Origin of the sequence: Hymenobacter sp. J193 (genome assembly GCF_024700075.1) — a bacterium.
In the GTDB taxonomy this organism is placed as follows: Bacteria; Bacteroidota; Bacteroidia; order Cytophagales; family Hymenobacteraceae; genus Hymenobacter.
Genome location: NZ_JAJONE010000001.1, coordinates 4,485,578 through 4,504,696, shown reverse-complemented (window position 1 = coordinate 4,504,696; position 19,119 = coordinate 4,485,578). Strand labels below are relative to the sequence as shown.

At 58.3% G+C, this 19,119-nt stretch carries 20 protein-coding genes; 12 read left to right on the top strand and 8 right to left on the bottom strand.

Features of this window, described 5'->3' with window-relative positions; all coding sequences use genetic code 11:
- The first annotated feature begins 1 nt into the window (after position 1).
- From LRS06_RS19625 to groL, 7 genes are all read left to right on the top strand, one after another.
- Positions 2 to 379: a four helix bundle protein gene (locus LRS06_RS19625; protein WP_257873065.1), complete on the top strand. Its 378-nt coding sequence runs from the start codon at positions 2 to 4 to the stop codon at positions 377 to 379.
- A 54-nt stretch (positions 380 to 433) separates the two neighbouring features.
- Positions 434 to 1,744: a sigma-54-dependent Fis family transcriptional regulator gene (locus tag LRS06_RS19620; RefSeq protein WP_257873064.1), complete on the top strand. Its 1,311-nt coding sequence runs from the start codon at positions 434 to 436 to the stop codon at positions 1,742 to 1,744.
- Positions 1,725 to 2,261, top strand: a complete 537-nt coding sequence (locus tag LRS06_RS19615; protein WP_257873063.1) for an LptE family protein — start codon at positions 1,725 to 1,727, stop codon at positions 2,259 to 2,261. Before LRS06_RS19620 ends, LRS06_RS19615 begins: the two co-directional genes overlap by 20 nt.
- A gap of 126 nt (positions 2,262 to 2,387) precedes the next feature.
- Entirely contained in the window at positions 2,388 to 3,815 is a 1,428-nt protein-coding gene (locus LRS06_RS19610; RefSeq protein ID WP_257873062.1) for a hypothetical protein, read from the top strand.
- 14 nt (positions 3,816 to 3,829) lie between these two features.
- A complete protein-coding gene (secG, locus tag LRS06_RS19605; protein ID WP_257873061.1) occupies positions 3,830 to 4,213 on the top strand; it encodes a preprotein translocase subunit SecG in 384 nt (127 codons plus the stop codon).
- Positions 4,214 to 4,462: 249 nt separating this feature from the next.
- Complete coding sequence (gene groES, locus LRS06_RS19600; RefSeq protein ID WP_168679981.1) at positions 4,463 to 4,753, top strand: co-chaperone GroES; 291 nt, start codon at positions 4,463 to 4,465, stop codon at positions 4,751 to 4,753.
- A 43-nt stretch (positions 4,754 to 4,796) separates the two neighbouring features.
- Positions 4,797 to 6,443 carry a chaperonin GroEL gene (gene groL, locus LRS06_RS19595; protein ID WP_257873060.1) on the top strand — a complete coding sequence of 549 codons (1,647 nt, stop codon included), beginning with the start codon at positions 4,797 to 4,799 and terminating at the stop codon, positions 6,441 to 6,443.
- Between the two features lie 131 nt (positions 6,444 to 6,574).
- Here the strand turns inward: groL and LRS06_RS19590 are convergent, their stop codons facing one another.
- Together LRS06_RS19590 and LRS06_RS19585 are read right to left on the bottom strand one after the other, a co-directional pair.
- Positions 6,575 to 6,820, bottom strand: coding sequence for a hypothetical protein (locus LRS06_RS19590; protein WP_257873059.1), 246 nt, complete (start codon positions 6,818 to 6,820; stop codon positions 6,575 to 6,577).
- Positions 6,821 to 6,946: 126 nt separating this feature from the next.
- Positions 6,947 to 8,371, bottom strand: coding sequence for a peptide MFS transporter (locus LRS06_RS19585; RefSeq protein ID WP_257873058.1), 1,425 nt, complete (start codon positions 8,369 to 8,371; stop codon positions 6,947 to 6,949).
- Between the two features lie 249 nt (positions 8,372 to 8,620).
- Here LRS06_RS19585 and pckA point away from each other — a divergent pair, with 249 nt between their 5' ends.
- The gene (gene pckA, locus LRS06_RS19580) at positions 8,621 to 10,240 is read left to right on the top strand and encodes a phosphoenolpyruvate carboxykinase (ATP) (RefSeq protein WP_257873057.1); all 1,620 of its coding nucleotides are present in this window, start codon (positions 8,621 to 8,623) and stop codon (positions 10,238 to 10,240) included.
- 76 nt (positions 10,241 to 10,316) lie between these two features.
- Here pckA and LRS06_RS19575 read toward each other — a convergent pair whose 3' ends face one another.
- Positions 10,317 to 11,456, bottom strand: coding sequence for an SDR family oxidoreductase (locus LRS06_RS19575; protein WP_257873056.1), 1,140 nt, complete (start codon positions 11,454 to 11,456; stop codon positions 10,317 to 10,319).
- 176 nt (positions 11,457 to 11,632) lie between these two features.
- Between LRS06_RS19575 and LRS06_RS19570 the strand changes: the two genes are divergently transcribed.
- Entirely contained in the window at positions 11,633 to 12,418 is a 786-nt protein-coding gene (locus tag LRS06_RS19570) for a S1/P1 nuclease (RefSeq protein WP_257873055.1), read from the top strand.
- Between the two features lie 66 nt (positions 12,419 to 12,484).
- On the opposite strand, the gene LRS06_RS19565 is transcribed toward LRS06_RS19570, so the two are convergent.
- Positions 12,485 to 12,874 carry a VOC family protein gene (locus tag LRS06_RS19565; protein WP_257873054.1) on the bottom strand — a complete coding sequence of 130 codons (390 nt, stop codon included), beginning with the start codon at positions 12,872 to 12,874 and terminating at the stop codon, positions 12,485 to 12,487.
- 89 nt (positions 12,875 to 12,963) lie between these two features.
- Here LRS06_RS19565 and LRS06_RS19560 point away from each other — a divergent pair, with 89 nt between their 5' ends.
- Positions 12,964 to 13,671 carry a 16S rRNA (uracil(1498)-N(3))-methyltransferase gene (locus LRS06_RS19560; RefSeq protein ID WP_257873053.1) on the top strand — a complete coding sequence of 236 codons (708 nt, stop codon included), beginning with the start codon at positions 12,964 to 12,966 and terminating at the stop codon, positions 13,669 to 13,671.
- A gap of 15 nt (positions 13,672 to 13,686) precedes the next feature.
- On the opposite strand, the gene LRS06_RS19555 is transcribed toward LRS06_RS19560, so the two are convergent.
- Positions 13,687 to 15,120 (bottom strand): RtcB family protein, encoded by a 1,434-nt coding sequence (locus LRS06_RS19555; RefSeq protein WP_257873052.1) that lies wholly within the window; start codon positions 15,118 to 15,120, stop codon positions 13,687 to 13,689.
- Between the two features lie 207 nt (positions 15,121 to 15,327).
- Here LRS06_RS19555 and LRS06_RS19550 point away from each other — a divergent pair, with 207 nt between their 5' ends.
- Both LRS06_RS19550 and LRS06_RS19545 read left to right on the top strand, forming a co-directional pair.
- A complete protein-coding gene (locus tag LRS06_RS19550) occupies positions 15,328 to 15,993 on the top strand; it encodes a DUF4159 domain-containing protein (protein WP_374679448.1) in 666 nt (221 codons plus the stop codon).
- 75 nt (positions 15,994 to 16,068) lie between these two features.
- Positions 16,069 to 16,656 (top strand): hypothetical protein, encoded by a 588-nt coding sequence (locus LRS06_RS19545; protein ID WP_257873050.1) that lies wholly within the window; start codon positions 16,069 to 16,071, stop codon positions 16,654 to 16,656.
- 125 nt (positions 16,657 to 16,781) lie between these two features.
- On the opposite strand, the gene LRS06_RS19540 is transcribed toward LRS06_RS19545, so the two are convergent.
- The 3 genes from LRS06_RS19540 to LRS06_RS19530 form a co-directional block, all read right to left on the bottom strand.
- On the bottom strand, positions 16,782 to 17,333 hold the full coding sequence (locus LRS06_RS19540; protein WP_257873049.1) for a hypothetical protein: 552 nt from the start codon (positions 17,331 to 17,333) through the stop codon (positions 16,782 to 16,784).
- Between the two features lie 35 nt (positions 17,334 to 17,368).
- The gene (locus LRS06_RS19535) at positions 17,369 to 18,235 is read right to left on the bottom strand and encodes a methylated-DNA--[protein]-cysteine S-methyltransferase (RefSeq protein WP_257873048.1); all 867 of its coding nucleotides are present in this window, start codon (positions 18,233 to 18,235) and stop codon (positions 17,369 to 17,371) included.
- Positions 18,236 to 18,486: 251 nt separating this feature from the next.
- Positions 18,487 to 19,056, bottom strand: coding sequence for a 1-acyl-sn-glycerol-3-phosphate acyltransferase (locus tag LRS06_RS19530; protein WP_257873047.1), 570 nt, complete (start codon positions 19,054 to 19,056; stop codon positions 18,487 to 18,489).
- Positions 19,057 to 19,119 lie beyond the last annotated feature (63 nt).

Here is a 19,119-nt window from a genome sequence, read left to right as displayed (position 1 = left end):
TATGGACAAGCCAGTCGTCCAACAGAACTACAAAGACCTGCGAGTGTGGCAGCATGGCCGCGAACTGGTGAAGCTGGTTTATGTGCTTACCCAGTCATTTCCACCCGAAGAAAAGTTTGGGCTGACCAGTCAGATGCGGCGGGCAGCAGTATCGGTGCCCTCTAACATTAGTGAAGGAAGTGGACGCCAGCATCCGCGTGATACAATTCAGTTTCTGGTTATTGCCCGAGGCTCATTGTATGAACTCGAAACACAATGCTACTTGGCTTATGACCTAGCATTCATTTCCAACGAACAACTACAAGCTATAGAGGAGAAAATTGGCAGTTGCATCCAGCTAGTGCAGGGCTTCATCCGCTATTACCGCTCATTGGGTTAATGGCCTTTGGCTCCCGACAAGCCAAAAACCAAAAACCAAAAACCAAAAACGAGCTTGACACCTTCCGAAATACAGAGTATCAAACAGCGCTTCGGCATCATCGGCAACGCGCCTACGCTTAACTACGCCATTCAGGTGGCGGCGCAGGTGGCCCCGACGGACATGACGGTGCTGATAACGGGCGAAAGTGGCTCCGGCAAGGAGTCGTTTTCCAAGATCATTCACGCCCTGTCGCCGCGCAAGCACGGGCAGTTTATTGCCATCAACTGCGGCGCCATTCCTGAGGGCACCATCGACTCAGAGCTGTTCGGGCACGAAAAAGGCTCCTTCACCGGCGCGCAGGAAGCCCGCAAAGGCTATTTCGAGGTAACCAACGGCGGCACCATCTTCCTTGATGAAATTGGGGAAATGCCCCTGGGTACTCAGGCCCGTTTGCTGCGCGTGCTCGAAAACGGCGAGTTTATCCGGGTGGGCTCCAGCAAAGTACAGAAGACCGACGTGCGCGTGGTGGCCGCCACCAACGTGAATCTGCTGGATGCCGTGCGCGAAGGACGCTTCCGCGAAGACCTGTACTACCGCCTCAACACCGTGCCCATCACCGTTCCACCACTGCGTGAACGAGGAGATGACATCTATCTATTATTCAGAAAGTTCGCCACGGATTTTGCCGACCGATACCGTGTAAAGCCCATCAGCCTCAACCCTGAGGCAGTGCAGGAACTGCAGCGCTTCCGCTTCCCCGGCAACATCCGTCAGCTCAAGAACGTGGCCGAGCAGATGTCGGTGCTGGAAACGGACCGCGAGGTGGATGCCCGCCGCCTCCGTGGCTACCTCCCCGCCGACCAGAGCAGCCGCTTGCCCATGCTGGTCCACGCCGCCGGCCAGGCCACCGATGGCGCCGGCAACGCCTACTCGGAGCGCGACCTGCTCTATAAGGTATTATTCGACATGCGCCGCGACATGACCGACCTCAAGCGGCTGGTACTGGATTTGGCCGGCGGGCAGCGCCCCCAGGAAACCCAGGAGCTGCTGCGCCAGAACAGCCACCTGTTCACCAACCTCAGCCCCGTACCGTACGAAGGCGGCCGCCCCCTGCGCCCGGCCGCCGATGGAGCCGCCTCCGAGTACATTCTCACGCCTTCCATCGAGGAAACCACGGACTACGAGGACGACAGCCAGCGGGTGGAAGACATTCCGCACGAAACCGAGGAGGAAACCCTGAGCCTGGAAGCTAAGGAAAAGGAAATGATTATCAAGGCGTTGAAGAAACACAACAACAAGCGTAAGTACGCCGCCCACGACCTGGGTATTTCAGAGCGCACCCTCTACCGCAAGCTCAAGCAGTATGATCTGGAACAAGTTTAAGTCGGCTATCTGCTACGGGCTGCTGGCCGTTGGCGTCCTGTTTTCGGTAGCGGGCTGCAAGGTGTACTCCTTTTCGGGCGTCATTACTGGCGGAGCTAAGACTATGTCTATCCAGACGTTTTCAAATAATGCGGCTAATGGCCCCTCCTCCATTTCCCAGCAGTTCACCGAGGACTTCAAGGACTTCTTTCAGCGTAACACCACGCTGAAGCTGGTGCCCCGCGATGGGGATTTGCAGTTCGAGGGAGCCATTATTTCCTACGATATTGCTCCAGCAGCCATCGAAAAGCAGGATGGCCGCGACCAGGCCGGCCTCAACCGCCTGACTATTCAGGTGCGGGTCAAGTATACCAATACCTTGGATTCAAAGCAGGATTTCGAGCAGACCTTCCAGAGCCAGGAAGACTTTCCCGGCACCCAGGATGCGTCCCAGATCAACGCCAACCAGACCAAAATCCGCGAAATCAATCGGCGCATCATCAACGATGCCTTCAACAAGTCGGTGGCCAACTGGTAAGTAGCCGACGCAACTGGTTTGCTGGCTGAAATTCCCGTATTGTTGCGCCCCGCCGGCTTTGGGCCCCTGAACGCTCACACTTCCTGCCACAGCAATTAACCGTCTGCCTCACAATAATTTAACTGTATGACCCGCGCGTCGCTGCTGCAGATTCTTGACCACGTCACGCGTATTTCGCCGGGCGAAGTGCGTGAGCTGGAGCAGTTGGCGGCCGCTTTCCCCTACTGCCAGACAGCGCACCTGCTACTGGCCAAGGCCGCCCACGACCAGGGCAGCATGCTGGCCAGCCAGCGCCTGCGCCACGCGGCCACCTACGCCGCCGACCGGGAGTTGCTGCGCCGCCTGATTGAAACCACGGCTGAGCCGGTCCTGGTAGATGCGCCGGCCCCGGCCCTGGTTGCGGCAGTGCCCGCAGGAAGCCAGTCGGAGCCCCGCAGCGCGCTGCCGCCTGAGGAGGAGCCGGCCGTAGTGGAACTGACAACGGTTGAGGTATCCGCTTCGCTGCCGGAGTCCTCTGCCTTGCCTGAAGCGCCGCCGGAGGAGGTGCGCCCAGAACCCTTTGCACCCACGACTGCGCCGGATACAGAACTTGTTGATGTAACGGAAACGCACCCGCTGCCGGAGCCTGGCGCTGAGGAACCTGCTATTGAAAGCTATCTAGTGGCGCCATCGTCAACGGAGGAAATGGCGCTGCCACCAGAAGCGGAGGCCGCACCGATTTCGGTTGAAACCCTGATAGAGCGGCCCGAATTGCAGCCGGAAGCCGAAGCAACCGATGAGGCACCGTTGTTGGCTGCTGAAGAGCCTGTTACCGAGGATGCTCCTACTGCCAGCCTAATCGAGCCGGACGCTGCCGCCCCGGAAATAGCTGAGGACGCGGGGGAAACTACCAACCAGCAAGAGGCAATTGCTCCCCTGCCAGTCGCCGAAAGCGCCGAAACAATACCAGTTCCCGCGCTCCTCATCCCCGACGACCTGCCGGCCCTACCGCCCCCCATCCGGCCCCCGGCTGATGCGGGCTCTTCCCGCTTCGAGTACGGCTTTGAGGAGCCGGAGCCCGCGGCTCCGCCCATCGTGTACGAGCTGCCCGAGGCCGAGGATGAAAACGCTGCCCGCACTGTGCCCGCATTCTACGCCGATGCTGCCATTGGCTACGGGCTAGCGGGCGGGAGCCGTCTGGGCTACGCCCTGGAGCCGAGCGAAGCCCAAACCGGGCCGCTGCCGCTCGATACGTTCTTCGAGCCCGACGCTTTGCTGCTGGCTTACGCGGAAACCCATCGGCTGGCTCCGCTGCCTACGTCCATTGACCTGATCAATCGTTTCCTTAAGAATAAGCCCCGCCTGAAAAGCCCGGCCGCGCTGCCGCCCCCCGCCGATGAGCAGGCCGATTTATCGGTGCGCAGCACCAGCAGCGTGCCGGAGCTGGCCTCCGAAAGCCTGGCCAAAATCATGGTTCGGCAGGGAAAAGTGGCCAAAGCCATTGAAATATATGAACGGCTGATGGTGCGCCAGCCGGAAAAAAGGCGTACTTTGCCGACCAAATTCAACACCTGAAACTTACGGAGTAGATGTACATTGCCCTGATTAGCCTGATCATTCTTGTATGCTTGCTGCTGGCCCTGGTGGTGCTGGCTCAGAACCCCAAAGGTGGCGGCCTCTCCAGCCAGTTTGGCGCGGGCGGCACGGCCCAGCTCATGGGCGTAAAGCGCACCGGCGACCTGCTGGAGCGCCTCACCTGGGGCTTTGCCATTGGCCTGATTGTGCTGGCCCTGGGTACGCATATGATCAACGGGCAGTCGAGCGCGGCGCCCGTGCGTAGCGTAAACCAGCAGCGCGCCCTCGAAACCCGCGTACCTGCCGCACCGGCTCCTTCAGCCGCTCCGGCCCAGGCTCCCGCTACGGCTCCGGCCACCACGCCGGCTCCTGCTCCGGCGGCCCAGCCCGCTCAGTAGGTCTGACGTTAGCCGTTTTCAGCTTTACCGCTACCATCCGGTGGTTCCGCTTGCGGAGTCACCGGATGTTTGTTTTTAGCCCGCTGCAGTGGCAGCCTCTGTCAGCTGTGTGTCAGGATTTGGTGCAAGATTCCGCCAAGAATGCGGTTTTCGTGTTCATTCTGTCAGGTTCGGGCGGGCTGGCACAGGAAGTGTTGGGCAGCGGGCACCACCTTGTTTCAAGTAACCTTTTCAACCAAAACGTACCATATGTCGCTTAGCATGAAACCGCTGGCTGACCGCGTCATCATCGCGCCGGCCGCTGCCGAGGAGAAAACCAAATCGGGCATCATTATCCCCGACACGGCCAAAGAAAAGCCCCAGCGCGGCGAAGTTGTAGCTGTAGGCGAAGGCAAAGTGGCCGACAACGGCACTACCATCAAGCCTCAGGTAAGCGTTGGCGACCAAGTGCTCTATGGCAAGTATGCCGGCACCGAAATCACCGTGGAAGGCACCGACTACCTCATCATGCGGGAGTCGGACATTCTGGCCGTGCTATAAGCTTCTTTTCTTTCTCTGATCTAAAAATTCTCTCCACACAACGATGGCGAAGAACATCCTATTTGATACCGACGGCCGCGACAAACTGAAGCGCGGCGTAGATAAGCTGGCGAATGCCGTGAAAGTAACCCTGGGCCCCAAAGGCCGCAACGTGGTTATCGACAAGAAATTTGGCGCCCCCACCATCACCAAGGACGGTGTGACAGTAGCCAAGGAAATTGAGCTAAAAGACCCTATTGAAAATATGGGTGCTCAGCTGGTGAAGGAAGTAGCCAGCAAAACCGCCGACCAGGCCGGTGACGGCACCACTACTGCTACCGTGCTGGCCCAGGCCATCTACACGGCTGGCTCCAAAAACGTAGCCGCCGGTGCCAACCCCATGGACTTGAAGCGTGGCATCGACAAAGCCGTGAAAGCGGTAGTGGAGAACCTGAAAGCGCAGTCGAAGAAGATTGAAAACTCTTCGGAAATTGCCCAGGTAGGCACTATTTCGGCCAACAACGACGCGGAAATCGGCCAGATGATTGCCGATGCCATGGACAAAGTAGGCAAGGAAGGCGTGATTACGGTAGAAGAAGCCCGCGGCACCGAAACCGAAGTAAAAACGGTGGAAGGCATGCAGTTCGACCGTGGCTACCTCTCGCCTTACTTCGTGACCAACGCCGAGAAGATGGAAGTGGAACTCGAAAATCCCTTCATCCTCGTATACGACAAAAAAGTAAGCACCATGAAAGAGCTCCTGCCCGTGCTGGAGCAAGTGGTGCAAACCGGTAAGCCCCTGGTTATCATCTCCGAAGACGTGGACGGTGAGGCCCTGGCGACGCTGGTGGTAAACAAGCTGCGCGGCTCGCTGAAAATTGCGGCCGTGAAAGCGCCCGGCTTCGGCGACCGTCGCAAAGCTATGCTGGAAGACATTGCCGTGCTTACGGGCGGTACCGTTATCAGCGAAGAGCGCGGCTACAAGCTGGAAAACGCTACCCTGGAGTACCTGGGTCAGGCCGAGAAAATCATCATTGACAAGGACAACACGACCATCGTGAACGGCAAAGGCCAGAAAGATGGTATCACGTCCCGCATCAACGAAATCAAGGCCCAGATCGAGAAAACCACCTCGGACTACGACAAAGAGAAGCTGCAGGAGCGGCTGGCCAAGCTGTCGGGCGGCGTTGCCATCCTCTACATCGGTGCTTCGACCGAGGTAGAAATGAAGGAGAAGAAAGACCGCGTAGACGATGCCCTGCACGCTACCCGCGCCGCCGTTGAGGAAGGCGTGGTGCCCGGTGGTGGTGTAGCTTTGGTGCGCGCCCTCGATGCCCTGGCCGGCGTGGATACGCTGAACGGCGACGAGCGCACCGGCGTAAACATTATCCGCACGGCTCTGGAAGCTCCCCTGCGCACCATCGTTCAAAACGCCGGTGGCGAAGGCTCGGTAGTGGTGCAGAAAGTGCGCGAAGGCAAAGGTGACTACGGCTACAACGCCCGCGAGGACCGTTACGAAAACCTGATGGCTGCCGGTATTATTGACCCGACCAAGGTTACGCGCCTGGCCCTGGAAAATGCCGCCTCTATTGCCGGCCTGCTCCTGACCACCGAGTGCGTGATTTCGGACGAGCCCGAGGATGATAAGGGTGGCGCTGGTGCCGGTGCTGCCGGTATGGGCGGCATGGGTGGTATGGGCGGCATGATGTAATTCGGCCGCGGATTGAACGCCTAGGATGCCCGAATCAAATGGATTCCTTCGGACAGTTCGTCCTCTTCTTGTACCAAAAAAGCCCCGCTGGATTCGTCCGGCGGGGCTTTTTTCTTGCGTATTCGCGGGCCTCAGTTCTTCCTGATCAGCTGGAGGCTAAATCCAATCAGCAGCACTACTGTCACCACCAGCGTGCCGGTTACCCATTTCATGAGGCTATAGCTGGCGCACAGGTCGTGGCCGGATACGGCGGAAAGGCAGCCATCTACCCTGGTTTCGTATTTCAGGCTCACCTGCACGCTAATCAGGCTTATGGCGGCCCATAGCAAGGCAAAGCTGAAGAGGATAATGAGTACTGTGTGAAGGCGGTCTGACATGTATAAAACGGCTTATATCCCGAAAGTAACCGATAACGCTTCGGCATCAAATTAACCTATAGCTTTCAACAAAAAGCCCCGTCGGACGAATCCAGCGGGGCTTTTTTAAGGCTAATGCCTGATGGTTTAGCCGCGGCCGTGCATCATGTAAAAGAGCTTCTTGGCAATGGCAACCAGAATCAGACCGGCCAGAATAACGAAGCCGGCAATCAGTCCGAATACTTTGAGCGCGCCTAGTTCCTCTACGTACTTGGCAATATAGCCGCCGGCAATCTGCGCCACGAAGGGAGCCAGGAACCACACGCCCATCAGCATGGACGTGAGCGTGGGCGGCGAAAGGCGTGACACCATCGACAGGCCCACCGGCGACAGGCACAGCTCCCCAATGGTGTGGAAGAAGTACGTGGCAATGAGCCACCAGATGCTGGCTTTGATGGTCTGGTCGGCTACGTCGCCGCCGCGCTCCATCACGGCGCCTACCATAAACAGGAAGCCTACGCCCAGCAGAATCATGCCCAGGCCCATCTTCACGGGAATGCTCAGGTCCTTGCCCTTGCGGCTCAGGTTGATCCACAGGGCCGCTACCGGCGCGCCCAGCAATACAATAAAGCCCGCATTCACCGACTGGAACCAGGACGTGGGAATCAGGAAGCCCAGCACCTCGCGGTTGATATACTTATCGGTGTAGAGCGTGAGGGAGGAGCCGGCCTGCTCGAACCCGGCCCAGAAAAACACCACGAACAGCGTAATAATGAAGATAACGGCCATGCGGTCGGTTTCTTCCTTGGTGAGCGGCGCCTTGGCAATGCTCTTGTCTTCGTTCTGGCCTTCGGGGTACATGCCCACGTCGCCGAGGTAGCGCTTGCCCAGCAGGTTGAAAAGCAGCTGCCCGAGCAGCATACCGATGCCCGCCGCCAGGAAGCCGTAGCGGAAACCATAGTTGGCCACCTGCTCCACGCCATCCACCACGGTTTTAGTGGCGAACAAATCTTCCGCCAGGTAACCGCACACCAGCGGGGCCAAGAAAGCGCCCGTGTTGATGCCCATGTAGAAGATGGTGAAGGCGGCATCGCGCCGGGAGTCGCCCTGCTGATACAGCTTACCTACGATGGTGGAAATGTTCGGCTTGAAGAAACCGTTGCCTACGCACAGCAGCAGCAGCCCGAGGGCTGTGGGCCAGGGAAGCCCGAAAAAGGCCGCTTCCCGGGAAAGATCGGGCTGCATAAACAGGAAAAACTGCCCCAGAGCCATAGTAAGGCCCCCGATCAGGATGGCGCGGCGCTGCCCAATGTATTTGTCGGCCAGCCAGCCCCCCAGAATAGGCGTCAAGTACACAAAGCCGGTGAAGTAGCCATATATCAGCGAAGCACTGGCCGCCGGAATACCCAAGCCGCCCTCCAGGGCCGTCTTCGACAGGTAAAGCATGAGCAGGCCCCGCATGCCGTAGTAGCTGAACCGCTCCCACATTTCGGTGAGGAACAGCAGATAAAGTCCGGGCGGATGACCTTGTTGCGTGTTGGGTTGCTCCTGAACAACGGAGGTTGATTGCATGAAAAGTAAATAAGATGTGGAAGGAGAACAGTTTTCTGCCTGGAGGCAGATGGGGTTGGTAAATCTACAAAACTTTCCCAACTGGCAGGTTTGAGCTAGCCATTCACTGAAAAGCGAATTTTCTCTAACAAGTACATGAGCGAAAATTCGCTTTTATGAAACATATCATAGGCAGTCCGCGTTTTTGTCTATTTTTGCCCTGTAATTACCCCGTTTTTTCCCACCCACCCTTACTTCATTTTCGGCTCTATGCACCCAACTGGCGCCAATGTATCCACTCGCCTTCAGGCACTTGGATTCACCCGGACCTCCGGTCCTGTTCACCTTAACCTCCCACCCGCCGAACTGGTAGAACAGGCCCTACGCCGTAGCGAAGGCACCCTCACCGACACCGGTGCGCTCATGGCTGATACCGGTAAATTCACTGGTCGCTCCCCCAAAGACCGGTTCGTAGTACGCGACGAAAGCACCGCAGAAAGCGTATGGTGGGGTGATATCAACATCCCATTCGCTCCCGAGAAGTTCGACCAATTGTACGCTAAAATGGTGCAGTACCTGGCCGACAAGGAGCTGTTCGTGCGCGACGCGTACGCAGGTGCCCACCCGGAATACCAGCTGAAGCTGCGCGTAGTAAACGAACTGGCCTGGCACAACCTGTTTTGCTACAACATGTTCCTGCGCCCCGCCGAAGGCGCCGACACCAGCTGGACGCCGGACTTCAGCATTATCTGCGCGCCGGGCTTCGAAGCCGACCCAGCCGTAGATGGAACCCGCCAGCCCAACTTCGCCATCATCAACTTCTCGAAGAAGATGATTCTGATTGGTGGTACCGGCTACGCGGGCGAAATGAAGAAAGGCATCTTCGGGGTGCTCAACTACCTGCTGCCCCACGAAAAAAACACCCTTAGCATGCACTGCTCGGCCAACATCGGAGAGCAGGGCGACACAGCTATTTTCTTTGGCCTTTCGGGCACCGGCAAAACCACCCTTTCCGCTGACCCCAACCGTGGCCTCATCGGCGACGACGAGCACGGCTGGATGCCCGGCAACGCGGGCATCTTCAACTTCGAAGGCGGCTGCTACGCCAAGGTTATCGACCTGAGCCAGGAGAAAGAGCCCCAGATCTGGGACGCCATCCGCTTTGGCTCCATCGTGGAAAACACACGCTTCGTGCCCGGCACGCGAACGGTAGACTACGCCAACAAGAGCGTGACGGAAAACACCCGCACCGCCTACCCCATTTCCTTTATCGACAACGCGGTGGAGCCTTCCGTAGGCGGCGTACCGAAGAATATCTTCTTCCTCACGGCCGATGCCTTTGGGGTGCTGCCGCCCATCAGCAAGCTCGATAAAAGCCACGCTATGTACCACTTCATGAGCGGCTATACCGCCAAGGTAGCCGGTACGGAAGTGGGCATCACGGAGCCGCAGACAACTTTTTCCGCCTGTTTCGGCCAGGTTTTTCTGCCCCTGCACCCCACCACCTACGCCGAAATGCTGGGCCAGAAGATGGACGAGCACGACGTGAACGTGTGGCTTATCAACACCGGCTGGACGGGCGGGGCCTACGGAACCGGCTCCCGTATGAAGCTGCCCTACACCCGCGCCATGATTACGGCGGCCCTGAACGGCGAGCTGGAAGACGTGGAGTTTGTAAAGCACCCGATCTTCGGGGTGGAAATGCCCACGGCAGTATCCGGTGTGCCAGCTAACATCCTGGACCCGCGCAATACCTGGCACGACAAAGAGGCGTATGACAAGACGGCTGCCGATCTGGCCGACAAGTTCGTAGCCAACTTCCAGAAGTTCGCCGACTTCGCCAACGAGGAAATCATGGCCGGAGCGCCCAGAGTAGCCGTGGCCGTGTAACGCGTAGTTGACGATGAAAGAAAAAAGCCCGCTGCTTTATAGCAGCGGGCTTTTTTCTTTCATACCGGGCTTCCGGCTAGTGTACGCTGGGCGTGCTGTCGTTTACCGGGTAAGTGAACTGGGTTTCGATAACCGGTGCCGGGGCCACGGGCGCTGCCTGAGGTTGTGGCTTTGACGGGGCAGTGGCAGTGCTGGTACCGTTGTTTTTCTTGCCTCGTCCCAGCACCGATACCAGGGCTAAGCCAGCACCCGCGGCCAGGGCCATCTTGAGTACGGGCACTTTGCTGGTCACGGCTTGGGTATAGTAGCTGTTTTCGCGGGTGTGGCCGGGGTAGTTGCCGCGTTCCTCCAGTGCGCCCATGGGGTGGTCGAGCGCGTTCTGGCTGAGCGGGCGGGGCGGGTAATCGGCCTTTTCCTGCTTGACAAACGCATTTTCCATAAACTTATCGAGCAGGCGCGGCGTCCACTGCTCCATTTCGATAAAGGCTTTGCCGCCTCCGCCCACTACCACCGAACGCTCGATAGTAGTGGCACTGTGCAGGATGGCGCGGGCTACGGTTTCGGGCGCATAGGCAGGTGGGGCGTGCTTGGCTTCGCGCTCCATAAAGTTTTTGGCGTGAATGGGGTACGGCGTGTCAATGGCGGCGGGCTGAATAAGCGTCACCGAAACCGGGGCGCCCTCCATTTCCAGCTCCATGCGCAGGCCATCAGTGAAGCCTTTCACGGCATGCTTGCTGGCCGAGTAGATGGTCTGCAGGATGGCCGTAATGTCGCTCAGGATGCTGCCCACGTTGATAATGGCCCCGCCCTTGTGCTTGAGGTGGTGAGCGGCTTCCATCGAGCCGTTCACAAGGCCCCAGAAATTCACGTCGAAAAGCTGGCGCATATCTTCCTCGGGAATCTGGTCGAGGCGGCCGTAGATACTTACGCCGGCATTGTTTACCCACGTATCGAAGCCGCCGAAGCGCTGCTCGGCTTCGCGCACGATGTTTTGAATGTCTTCGCGCCTGCTTACATCGGCTACCACGTAAGCCGCTTCGCCGCCGAGGTCTTCAATTTCTTCTACCAGCTCACGCAGGGCTTTTTCGCTGCGGGCCGCTAGCACCAGCCGGGCGCCTTTTTCGGCCGCCATGCGGGCCGTAACGAGGCCGATACCCGAGGAGGCGCCGGTAATGACGATAACTTGGTCGCGTAGTTTTTTGAGTTTGGGTGTCATGAGAAAAAGCTTTTTATCCTTGAATGGGAATAGTGCTTTTTTCTATACGACAGGCACCACGTTCCGGCAGTGTAAAATATGGCGCTGCGGACCAGCATCGGAGCTTACCATACATTGAATGCAGCTATCCGCCGAAAAACGGGTATTTTGCGGACACGTTCTTTTTGGTCTTTTTCATGTTGAACCGTTTTCTGCCACTGGCCTTCGCGCTGCTGGCTCCTGTCGCCTCCCACGCCTGGGGCGTTGATGGGCACCGCGCCGTGGGCCGCATTGCCGAGCGCCACCTCACCTCTAAAACCCGCCAGGCCGTGCAGCGCCTGCTGGGCACGGAAACCCTCACGTTGGTGAGCACCTACCCCGACGAAATCCGCTACTACCCCGAGTTCAAAGAGACCGGGCCCTGGCACTACGTCAACACGGCTTCGGGCCTCAACCAGGAGCAGTACCTGACGGAGCTGCGTGGGCAGCAGCAGGCCAACGCCTACAACGTGCTGCTGGCCAAGCTCAAGGAAGTGAAAGACCCGGCCAAAACGCCGGCCGAGCAAGCCGTGGCGCTCAAGTTCATTGTGCACCTCGTGGGCGACGCCCACCAGCCCCTGCACGCGGGCCACGCCGAGGACAAAGGCGGCAACGACATCAAGCTGAAATTCCGGGGCAAGGACACCAACCTGCACAGCCTCTGGGACAGCGGCCTGATTGATTACCAGGGTCTCACCTACACCGAAATGAGCCAGGCTTACGACTGCAAGCTACCCCGCGCCCTCACCCAGGTGTGGGAAAAGGCCACGGTAGAGCAGTGGTTCTGGGAGTCGTACCAGGCCAGTGAGCAGATTTACAAGGAAGCCCCCAACGGCACCGACATCGACTACAAGTACTTCCCAGCCCACTCCGAGCTGATGAAAGTGCGCATTCAGCAGGCCGGTATCCGGCTGGCGCGGCTGCTGAACGACACATTGGGCTAAGCCCTGCTGCAATTCCTGGCCGTAAAAAGCCCCTTGGTACCGGCCGGTATCAAGGGGCTTTTTATTTTAATTCTTGGCTTCTGTCACCCGCCAGGGAGGGTTTTTGCGGTTTTTGCCGGCATAGTACAGAATGAGCGGATTGCCGTCGGGGTCTTTCAGGCGGGCTTCGCGCCATAGCCACGGCTGGTCGGTGGGCAGCGCATCGAACGTGAGGCCGGCGGCCTGCAGCTGGCTCACCCGCTCATCCAGATCAGCACACTCAAAATATATCCAGATGCCGTGGCCGGTGGGAAGTTCTTCCGCGTGGTGCAGGGAAAACGTAGCGTCACCCCCGGGGCACTCGAAGCGGGCATAGCGTGGCTGGGCATCCACAATCAGACGCAAACCCAGGCGCTGATAAAACGCCACGGCAACGGACAGATTGTGGGAAGGAACGGTCAGCTGGTTCAGGTTCATAGGTAGGATGGGTTATTATGGCAGGTTATAGTGGCAATATGCACCCGCAGGCGCAATTCGGGCCCATCAATTCGCCGTAGCTTTGCCGTATGCCACACACATTTTTTGCCCCCGACCTCTCCCTGCCCACCTACACCCTGCCCGAAGACGAAAGCAAGCACGCCGTGCGGGTGCTGCGCCTGGCGACCGGCGACGCGGTGGTACTGGTAAACGGGCGTGGGGGCGTGTTTCAGGCCGAGGTAGACGTAGCTGATCCAAAACGCTGCCGCCTGCGCATCACCCGGGAAGAGCAGATGCCGCGCCGCCCCTACCAGGTACACGTAGCCGTGGCGCCCACCAAAAACCTCGACCGGATGGAGTGGCTGGTGGAAAAAGCAACGGAAATAGGTGTTGATACGCTCACGTTTCTGCGCTGCGCCCGCTCCGAGCGGCGGGAGTTGAAGCTGGACCGCCTGGAGAAAATTGCCGTCAGCGCCCTCAAACAGTCGGGGCAGGCGTGGCTGCCGCAGTTCACCGAACTAACAGATTTTGGCCGCTTTCTGCCCACCGTGGAGCCGGCTACCACCTTCATTGCCCACCTCGACGAAGGGGAACGGACTCCACTGGCCCGCGTGGCGGCAGAGGGCACCGGCTGCTGCATCCTCATTGGCCCGGAAGGCGACTTTACCCCCCAGGAAATTGCGGCGGCTTTTGCTCGAGGCATCCGGCCCGTAACGCTGGGCTCTTCGCGTCTGCGCACCGAAACCGCCGCGCTGGCCGCCGTGCACACCGTGCACGTGGCGCGGGAACTGGTATAGCTGAGCGGGGCTTGGCTACGCTTCCGGCAGCGCCGAGCAGTCCGCCTGGGAATCCTGCGCGGCGAGCCTAGCAGCCTCTTTGGCCAGCTTCTTTTTGCGCCAGGGGGCGTCCTGCTCCCAGTCGCCGGCCATGATGCAGCCGTAGGGCAGTATCTCATCAATAATGGTAGCCAGCCTGAAAGAAGTAATCTGCCGCTTTACTTCTTCGGCATCCTTGTAGGCGCTGGGCAGCTCCGAAATATCAATCCGGTTGAAGAAGAACCGGGCGTCAATTCCCTGGGTTTCTTCGGCAAACAGCTCCTCTTTCGTCTGGCCAAGTTTGCTGTATTTGTGCCGGGTACGACTCAGGTTACGGCCGGCACCGTGGGGGGCGAAGCCCAGGTTATTGTCGGTAGTACTGCCTTCCACAATCAGAATGGGCTGGGCCATATTCAGCGGAATGATGCGGGGACCGGTGATGTCTGGCAGAAACTTCGAATCCAGCGGAGTGGCTCCCTTGGCGTGGTAAAACAGGTCGCCGTCACGGAACACGAAGTTATGCTCGTTCCAGTAGCGCTGCTGCACGGCGGCCCCGAGCTGGGCCACCACGGCATCGTGCAGGCACAAGTGGTTTTGCTTGGTCCACTTTCGGATGGTTTGCAGCGCCGCCCAGTAGTGCCGCCCCTCCTCCGACTCACTGGGAATCCAGGCATTGGCCGGAGCGGTTTCCGGAGAAATGGCCTGGCGGTACCGTTCGGCTACTTTCATGCCCTGAGTGTAGAGGGCCGCGCCCGGTCCCCGCGAGCCATGGTGCGTTACCATCACCGTGTCGCCGGTATTGCGGGAAATGCCCACGTACAGGAAGTGGTTACCGTCGCCCTGCGTGCCCAGGTGTTCCCGGGCAAATTTCAGACTGCGCGTGGAGTTGAGGAAAGGGTTATCCTGAAACTCAGCTTCTATTTCTGCCGGTAACGCAAATTGCCGCTCGGCGGGTCGCCCGCCCGGCCCGAAGTGCGTAAGCTGCTGCGCCGTATCCAGCACGCTTTTCGGGTCTACGCGGCCCAGGTTGGTGAGCAGCACCGAGCAGCAGATATCCGCGCTGTGCATCCCCGGGTGAATGGCGTTGCGGGTAACTACAATGCCGCCCACCGGAATGGTGCCCAGCGGCCCCGCCGGGCAGGCATCGGGCATGATAGCGCCGGCTACTACCGTGGGCGTGCGCATGAGCAGTTGCATCGACTGCTTTACGAAGTCAATATTAGCCTGCTCCACGGCCGTGTCGGCCCTGATGTTTTCGTGAAACGGCACCGGGGCAGCCAGTAGCGGAATAATTGGGGCCGGCTTCACCGTATCGAGGTAAGCCAGCAAGTCGTCGCCGGCCAGCGCGTGGGTATTGATATGCTCAAGGGCTTCCTTAAACCATTTGCCTGCGGGCAGCCCCAGGTTCAATAAGTCTTTCCCAGTTACCATTGGCTAGTGCGTTAGAATAAGCAATGATGAATTCGAAGTTGTAACAAGCAGCAATAAACAGCTTTTTGAGTTGTCCGGCAACGAAGCTCTCCTGAGTTGTTCTCCTGCGTTACAGGCACTTTTGTAGAGCCTCGCAGCGGCCCGCAGTCCTGAACTTTCCATGCTATCCGTTACTTTGTAGCAATGGCACTGCTTTGCCTTTCCAACATGCGCAAGATTACGTTCTTCTCTGTTCTATTGCTTTTCCTGCTCACGGCGGCCGCGCCTGTAGCGCCCAGCTTCCGCATTGCCAAGCTGCACTACGGCGGCGGGGGCGACTGGTACGCCAACAAAACCAGCCTGCCCAACCTCATCCGATTCTGCAATCAGACGCTGAAAACCAACATTGCCCCCGACGAGGCCACCGTGGAACTTGACTCGCCGGAGCTGCTTACCTACCCTTTTGTGCACATGACCGGGCACGGCAACGTCGCCTTCACCGATGTGGAGGCCCGTAACCTGCGCCGCTACCTTATCGGCGGCGGCTTCCTGCACATCGACGACAACTACGGGCTCGACAAGTTTATCCGGCCCGAAATGAAAAAAGTGTTTCCCGAGCTGGAATTCGTGGAGCTACCTTTCTCCCACCCCATCTACCACCAGAAATACCAGTTTCCGCGCGGCCTGCCTAAAGTGCACGAGCACGACGGCAAGCGGCCCCAGGGCTTTGGGCTGCTCTACAAAGGTCGGCTGGTGTGCTTCTACTCCTATGAGTGCGACCTGGGCAACGGCTGGGAAGACTTGGGCACTTATCCCGAAGATACGCCTGCCACGCACGAAGCCGCACTTAAAATGGGCGCCAACCTCGTCACCTACGCCCTGACGCAGGAATAAAGCTTTATGTACAGCTCAGGTAATACTTCTAAAATGCAATAGAGCAGCCCTTCCAAAAGTGGCCCCGCTAACTTTATGGGACTCGACTATAGTTACGTACTTTTTATCAAGCGCTCCGAGGAGTGCTTATTGCTAACGCATCTTTCCCAACATGGGTCAATTGAGGAGTTGGAAGAGCCTTTTGGCACTTGTGTTACCCTCGATTTTCCGCTTGATAAGGCAATCCTAGCCTATCATGAAAAAACGATTCGTGACCTGTATGGGGATGCGTGGCCTTGGAGGCTTTTGCTAGATAGAAAAAATTACTACCCGCAACTCTTCCCTACTGATGACACGGGCCGAGTCGGGTGCATCTATCTTGATGTAAAAGAATCAGCATCAGGCAACTACTGCTTTATTAGACTTAAGGCTGCTACTTCCTGCATGAGTAGGCTATTCCAAAACTCTCCTAGTATAAGGAGCTGGTTTTTGCACCTGAGTAGTCTGTTAAAGACTGAAGCAACCTTCTTGGACATGGAAGAGGAAGGGTACCATTTTATTTATCGAAAAGGAAATCTGACAACAGCAACGGTTACCGAGGATCTAGAGGCTGTTGAAGCAGCAGCAGACGATAAACAGGCGCTAATCGACATCTGCTTGGAGTATGATATCTTATTTTTCTAGGATAAAAAAGAGTAACCAATCTTTGCACCGCTATTCCTTGCCCACTACTTACAAGTGCATTTCTCCTTCTAGAATTTTACTTGAAACACACCGGTTTCGAAGTCTACTACACGGGAGGCCTTACGTTAAAACCGCCGCTGCAGAATCTCGCCCAGGATAAAGGCGCGGCGTACATCGGTGGGATTGCGAAGCTGCTCGGCAAAGGACGCTGGTGGCGCTTGCTGGGCCTGCTGACGGCTCCAGTAGTCTTCTTGGCCGTGCTGCACGGCAGCGCGGGGCTGGGCAGAGGCCCGGCGGGCAACCGTGGCCGGCGCTTCCAGGCTGCGCGGCTCCCGCATCTTCGCGGGCTTTTCCTGGCTGCGGGCCGGCTCAGTAGCCGCTTCGAGGGACCGGGCGGGGCGGGCAGCTGCCCGAGGCAGCGCCCGGCCGGCCGGCGTAGTAACCGAGCCTTTTGCTTGGCCGGTATTTTCGGCCATCATCTGCTGCAACAGGTCTTCAAAGGACTTCGCCGAGGGGCTGGACGTCATGGGGCGGGGCTTGCCCGTGCTGTCGGGCCGGGAATAGCGCCGCTCCTGCTGCTCCCGGGCCGTGGTAGCGCGGGCCTTCTGAATCATGCGCCATACAAACACGACCAGCGCGACCAGAATCCAGAGTACGGTTTGCAGTTTTTCGGGCATGGAGCGGCGCGTTAGTGGGTAGAACGACGGGTAAGCTACGAAACTTGGGCCGTTTGTTTTTCAGCCTGCGCCATTTCCCAGCCAATCAGGGCTTTTTTGGTGACGCTGCCCCAGCGGTACTGGCCCAGCACACCTTCTTTCCGAATCACGCGGTGACAGGGAATAAGCACGGCGACGGGGTTGGCACCCACGGCTGAGCCCACGGCCTGCAGTGCTTTAGGCTGGCCTACGGCCTGGGCCACGTGCTGGTAGCTAACAACCTGCCCACCGGGCACTCGCAATAGTGCTTCCCACACCTTCACCTGGAAGTTGGTGCCGCGCACGAGCAGATGCAGCGGCTGCCCTGCCTGCGTCGCAAACGCCCGCGCCACCAATGGCGCCGTCAGCTCCGCATCGGGCTCGAAGCGGGCCTGGGGCCAGTTTTTCCGCAATTCCTGCAAGGCGTTTTCGGCGGCAGCTGCTTCAACGTCAAGCAAATGCAGGCCGCAGATGCCCCGGCTTGTAGCCGCCAGCAAGGCTGGCCCAAAGGGCGTAGCGTGCAACCCATAGCCGATGCGCAGGCCCGCGCCGCCCGTGCGAAACTCCTGGGGCGTTACGGCTTCCAGGGTCACGAATAAATCGTGGAGGCGGGACGGGGCCGAAAGGCCGGCTTGCTCAGTGGCTTCGGGCAGCGGGGTGGCCTGAGCCAGGCGGGTTTTCAGAAAGTCGGCGGTGAGGTACTGCACAAAGCGCTTGGGGCTGATGCCGGCCCACTCGCTGAACAGCCGCTGAAAGTGGAACGGACTCAGGTGCACGGCCTCGGCTACCTCATCGAGGCTGGGCTGGCGCCGGAAGTTTTCTTCCAGGAATTGAATGGCCCGAGCAATGCGCTGATAATCGGAGATGGAAGCAGAAGCAGACATAGTGTAGGCGCTTAAGGAAAAATAAAGCTACTGCCCTACTCCCGCGCCCTCAACCCGATTCTTGCGGAGTTGCGAGTTGCTTTCTTCTTTAGCTTTAGGCGGCAAAGAATTTGAAGTCCTCAGTGAAGTTTTGATCGGTGTAGAGACGCATACTTGCGTCTCTACACCGATTGTGCCATATGTTTAACGAGGAAACGCAATTATGCGTCTCTACAACTACCTATATCAATCAGAAAGCTAGTCAAACATCCTTACCGAACGCCCTGCTCCGGGAAGCGGCCTTGCTTGGTGCGGTAGAAGGCTTTGATTTCCTCCAGGTCCTTTTCGTAGTCGCCGGTAGGCCAGAATGCGGGGCCTACGCCGGCTTCCTTCTTGCTGTAGTCGAGGTAGCCTAGCAGGATGGGTACTCCAGCTCCCATGGCCGCGTGGTAAAAGCCCTTGCGCCACTTAGGCTGGTACTTGCGGGTGCCTTCGGGGGTAATAAGAATCACTAGCTCGTCGCGCTCCTGGAACAGCTGGATCATGCCATCCACGAGGCTGTTGTTGCGGCTGCGGTCCACCGCCAATCCGCCCAGGCTGCGCACCAATGCGCCCAGCACCGGGATGGTAGTCCACTCCTTTTTGATGGTGAGCTTCACGTCCACGTCCATCAGGAAAAAAGCTGCGCGGGAAAACATAAAGTCCCAGTTGCTGGTGTGCGGCGCGGCAATCATCATGCTTTTCTTGATACCGGGCGGTACCTGCGGCCCCAGGTGCCAGCCGGTTATCCAGAACCAGAACTTCGAAAACAGATACCAGAAAGTGGAAGTCTTGCGCGCCATGCCAAAAAGGAGCCGGTAGCCAGGAGGAAGAGCTACGGCGAATCAAAGCTAGAGAAATGTACT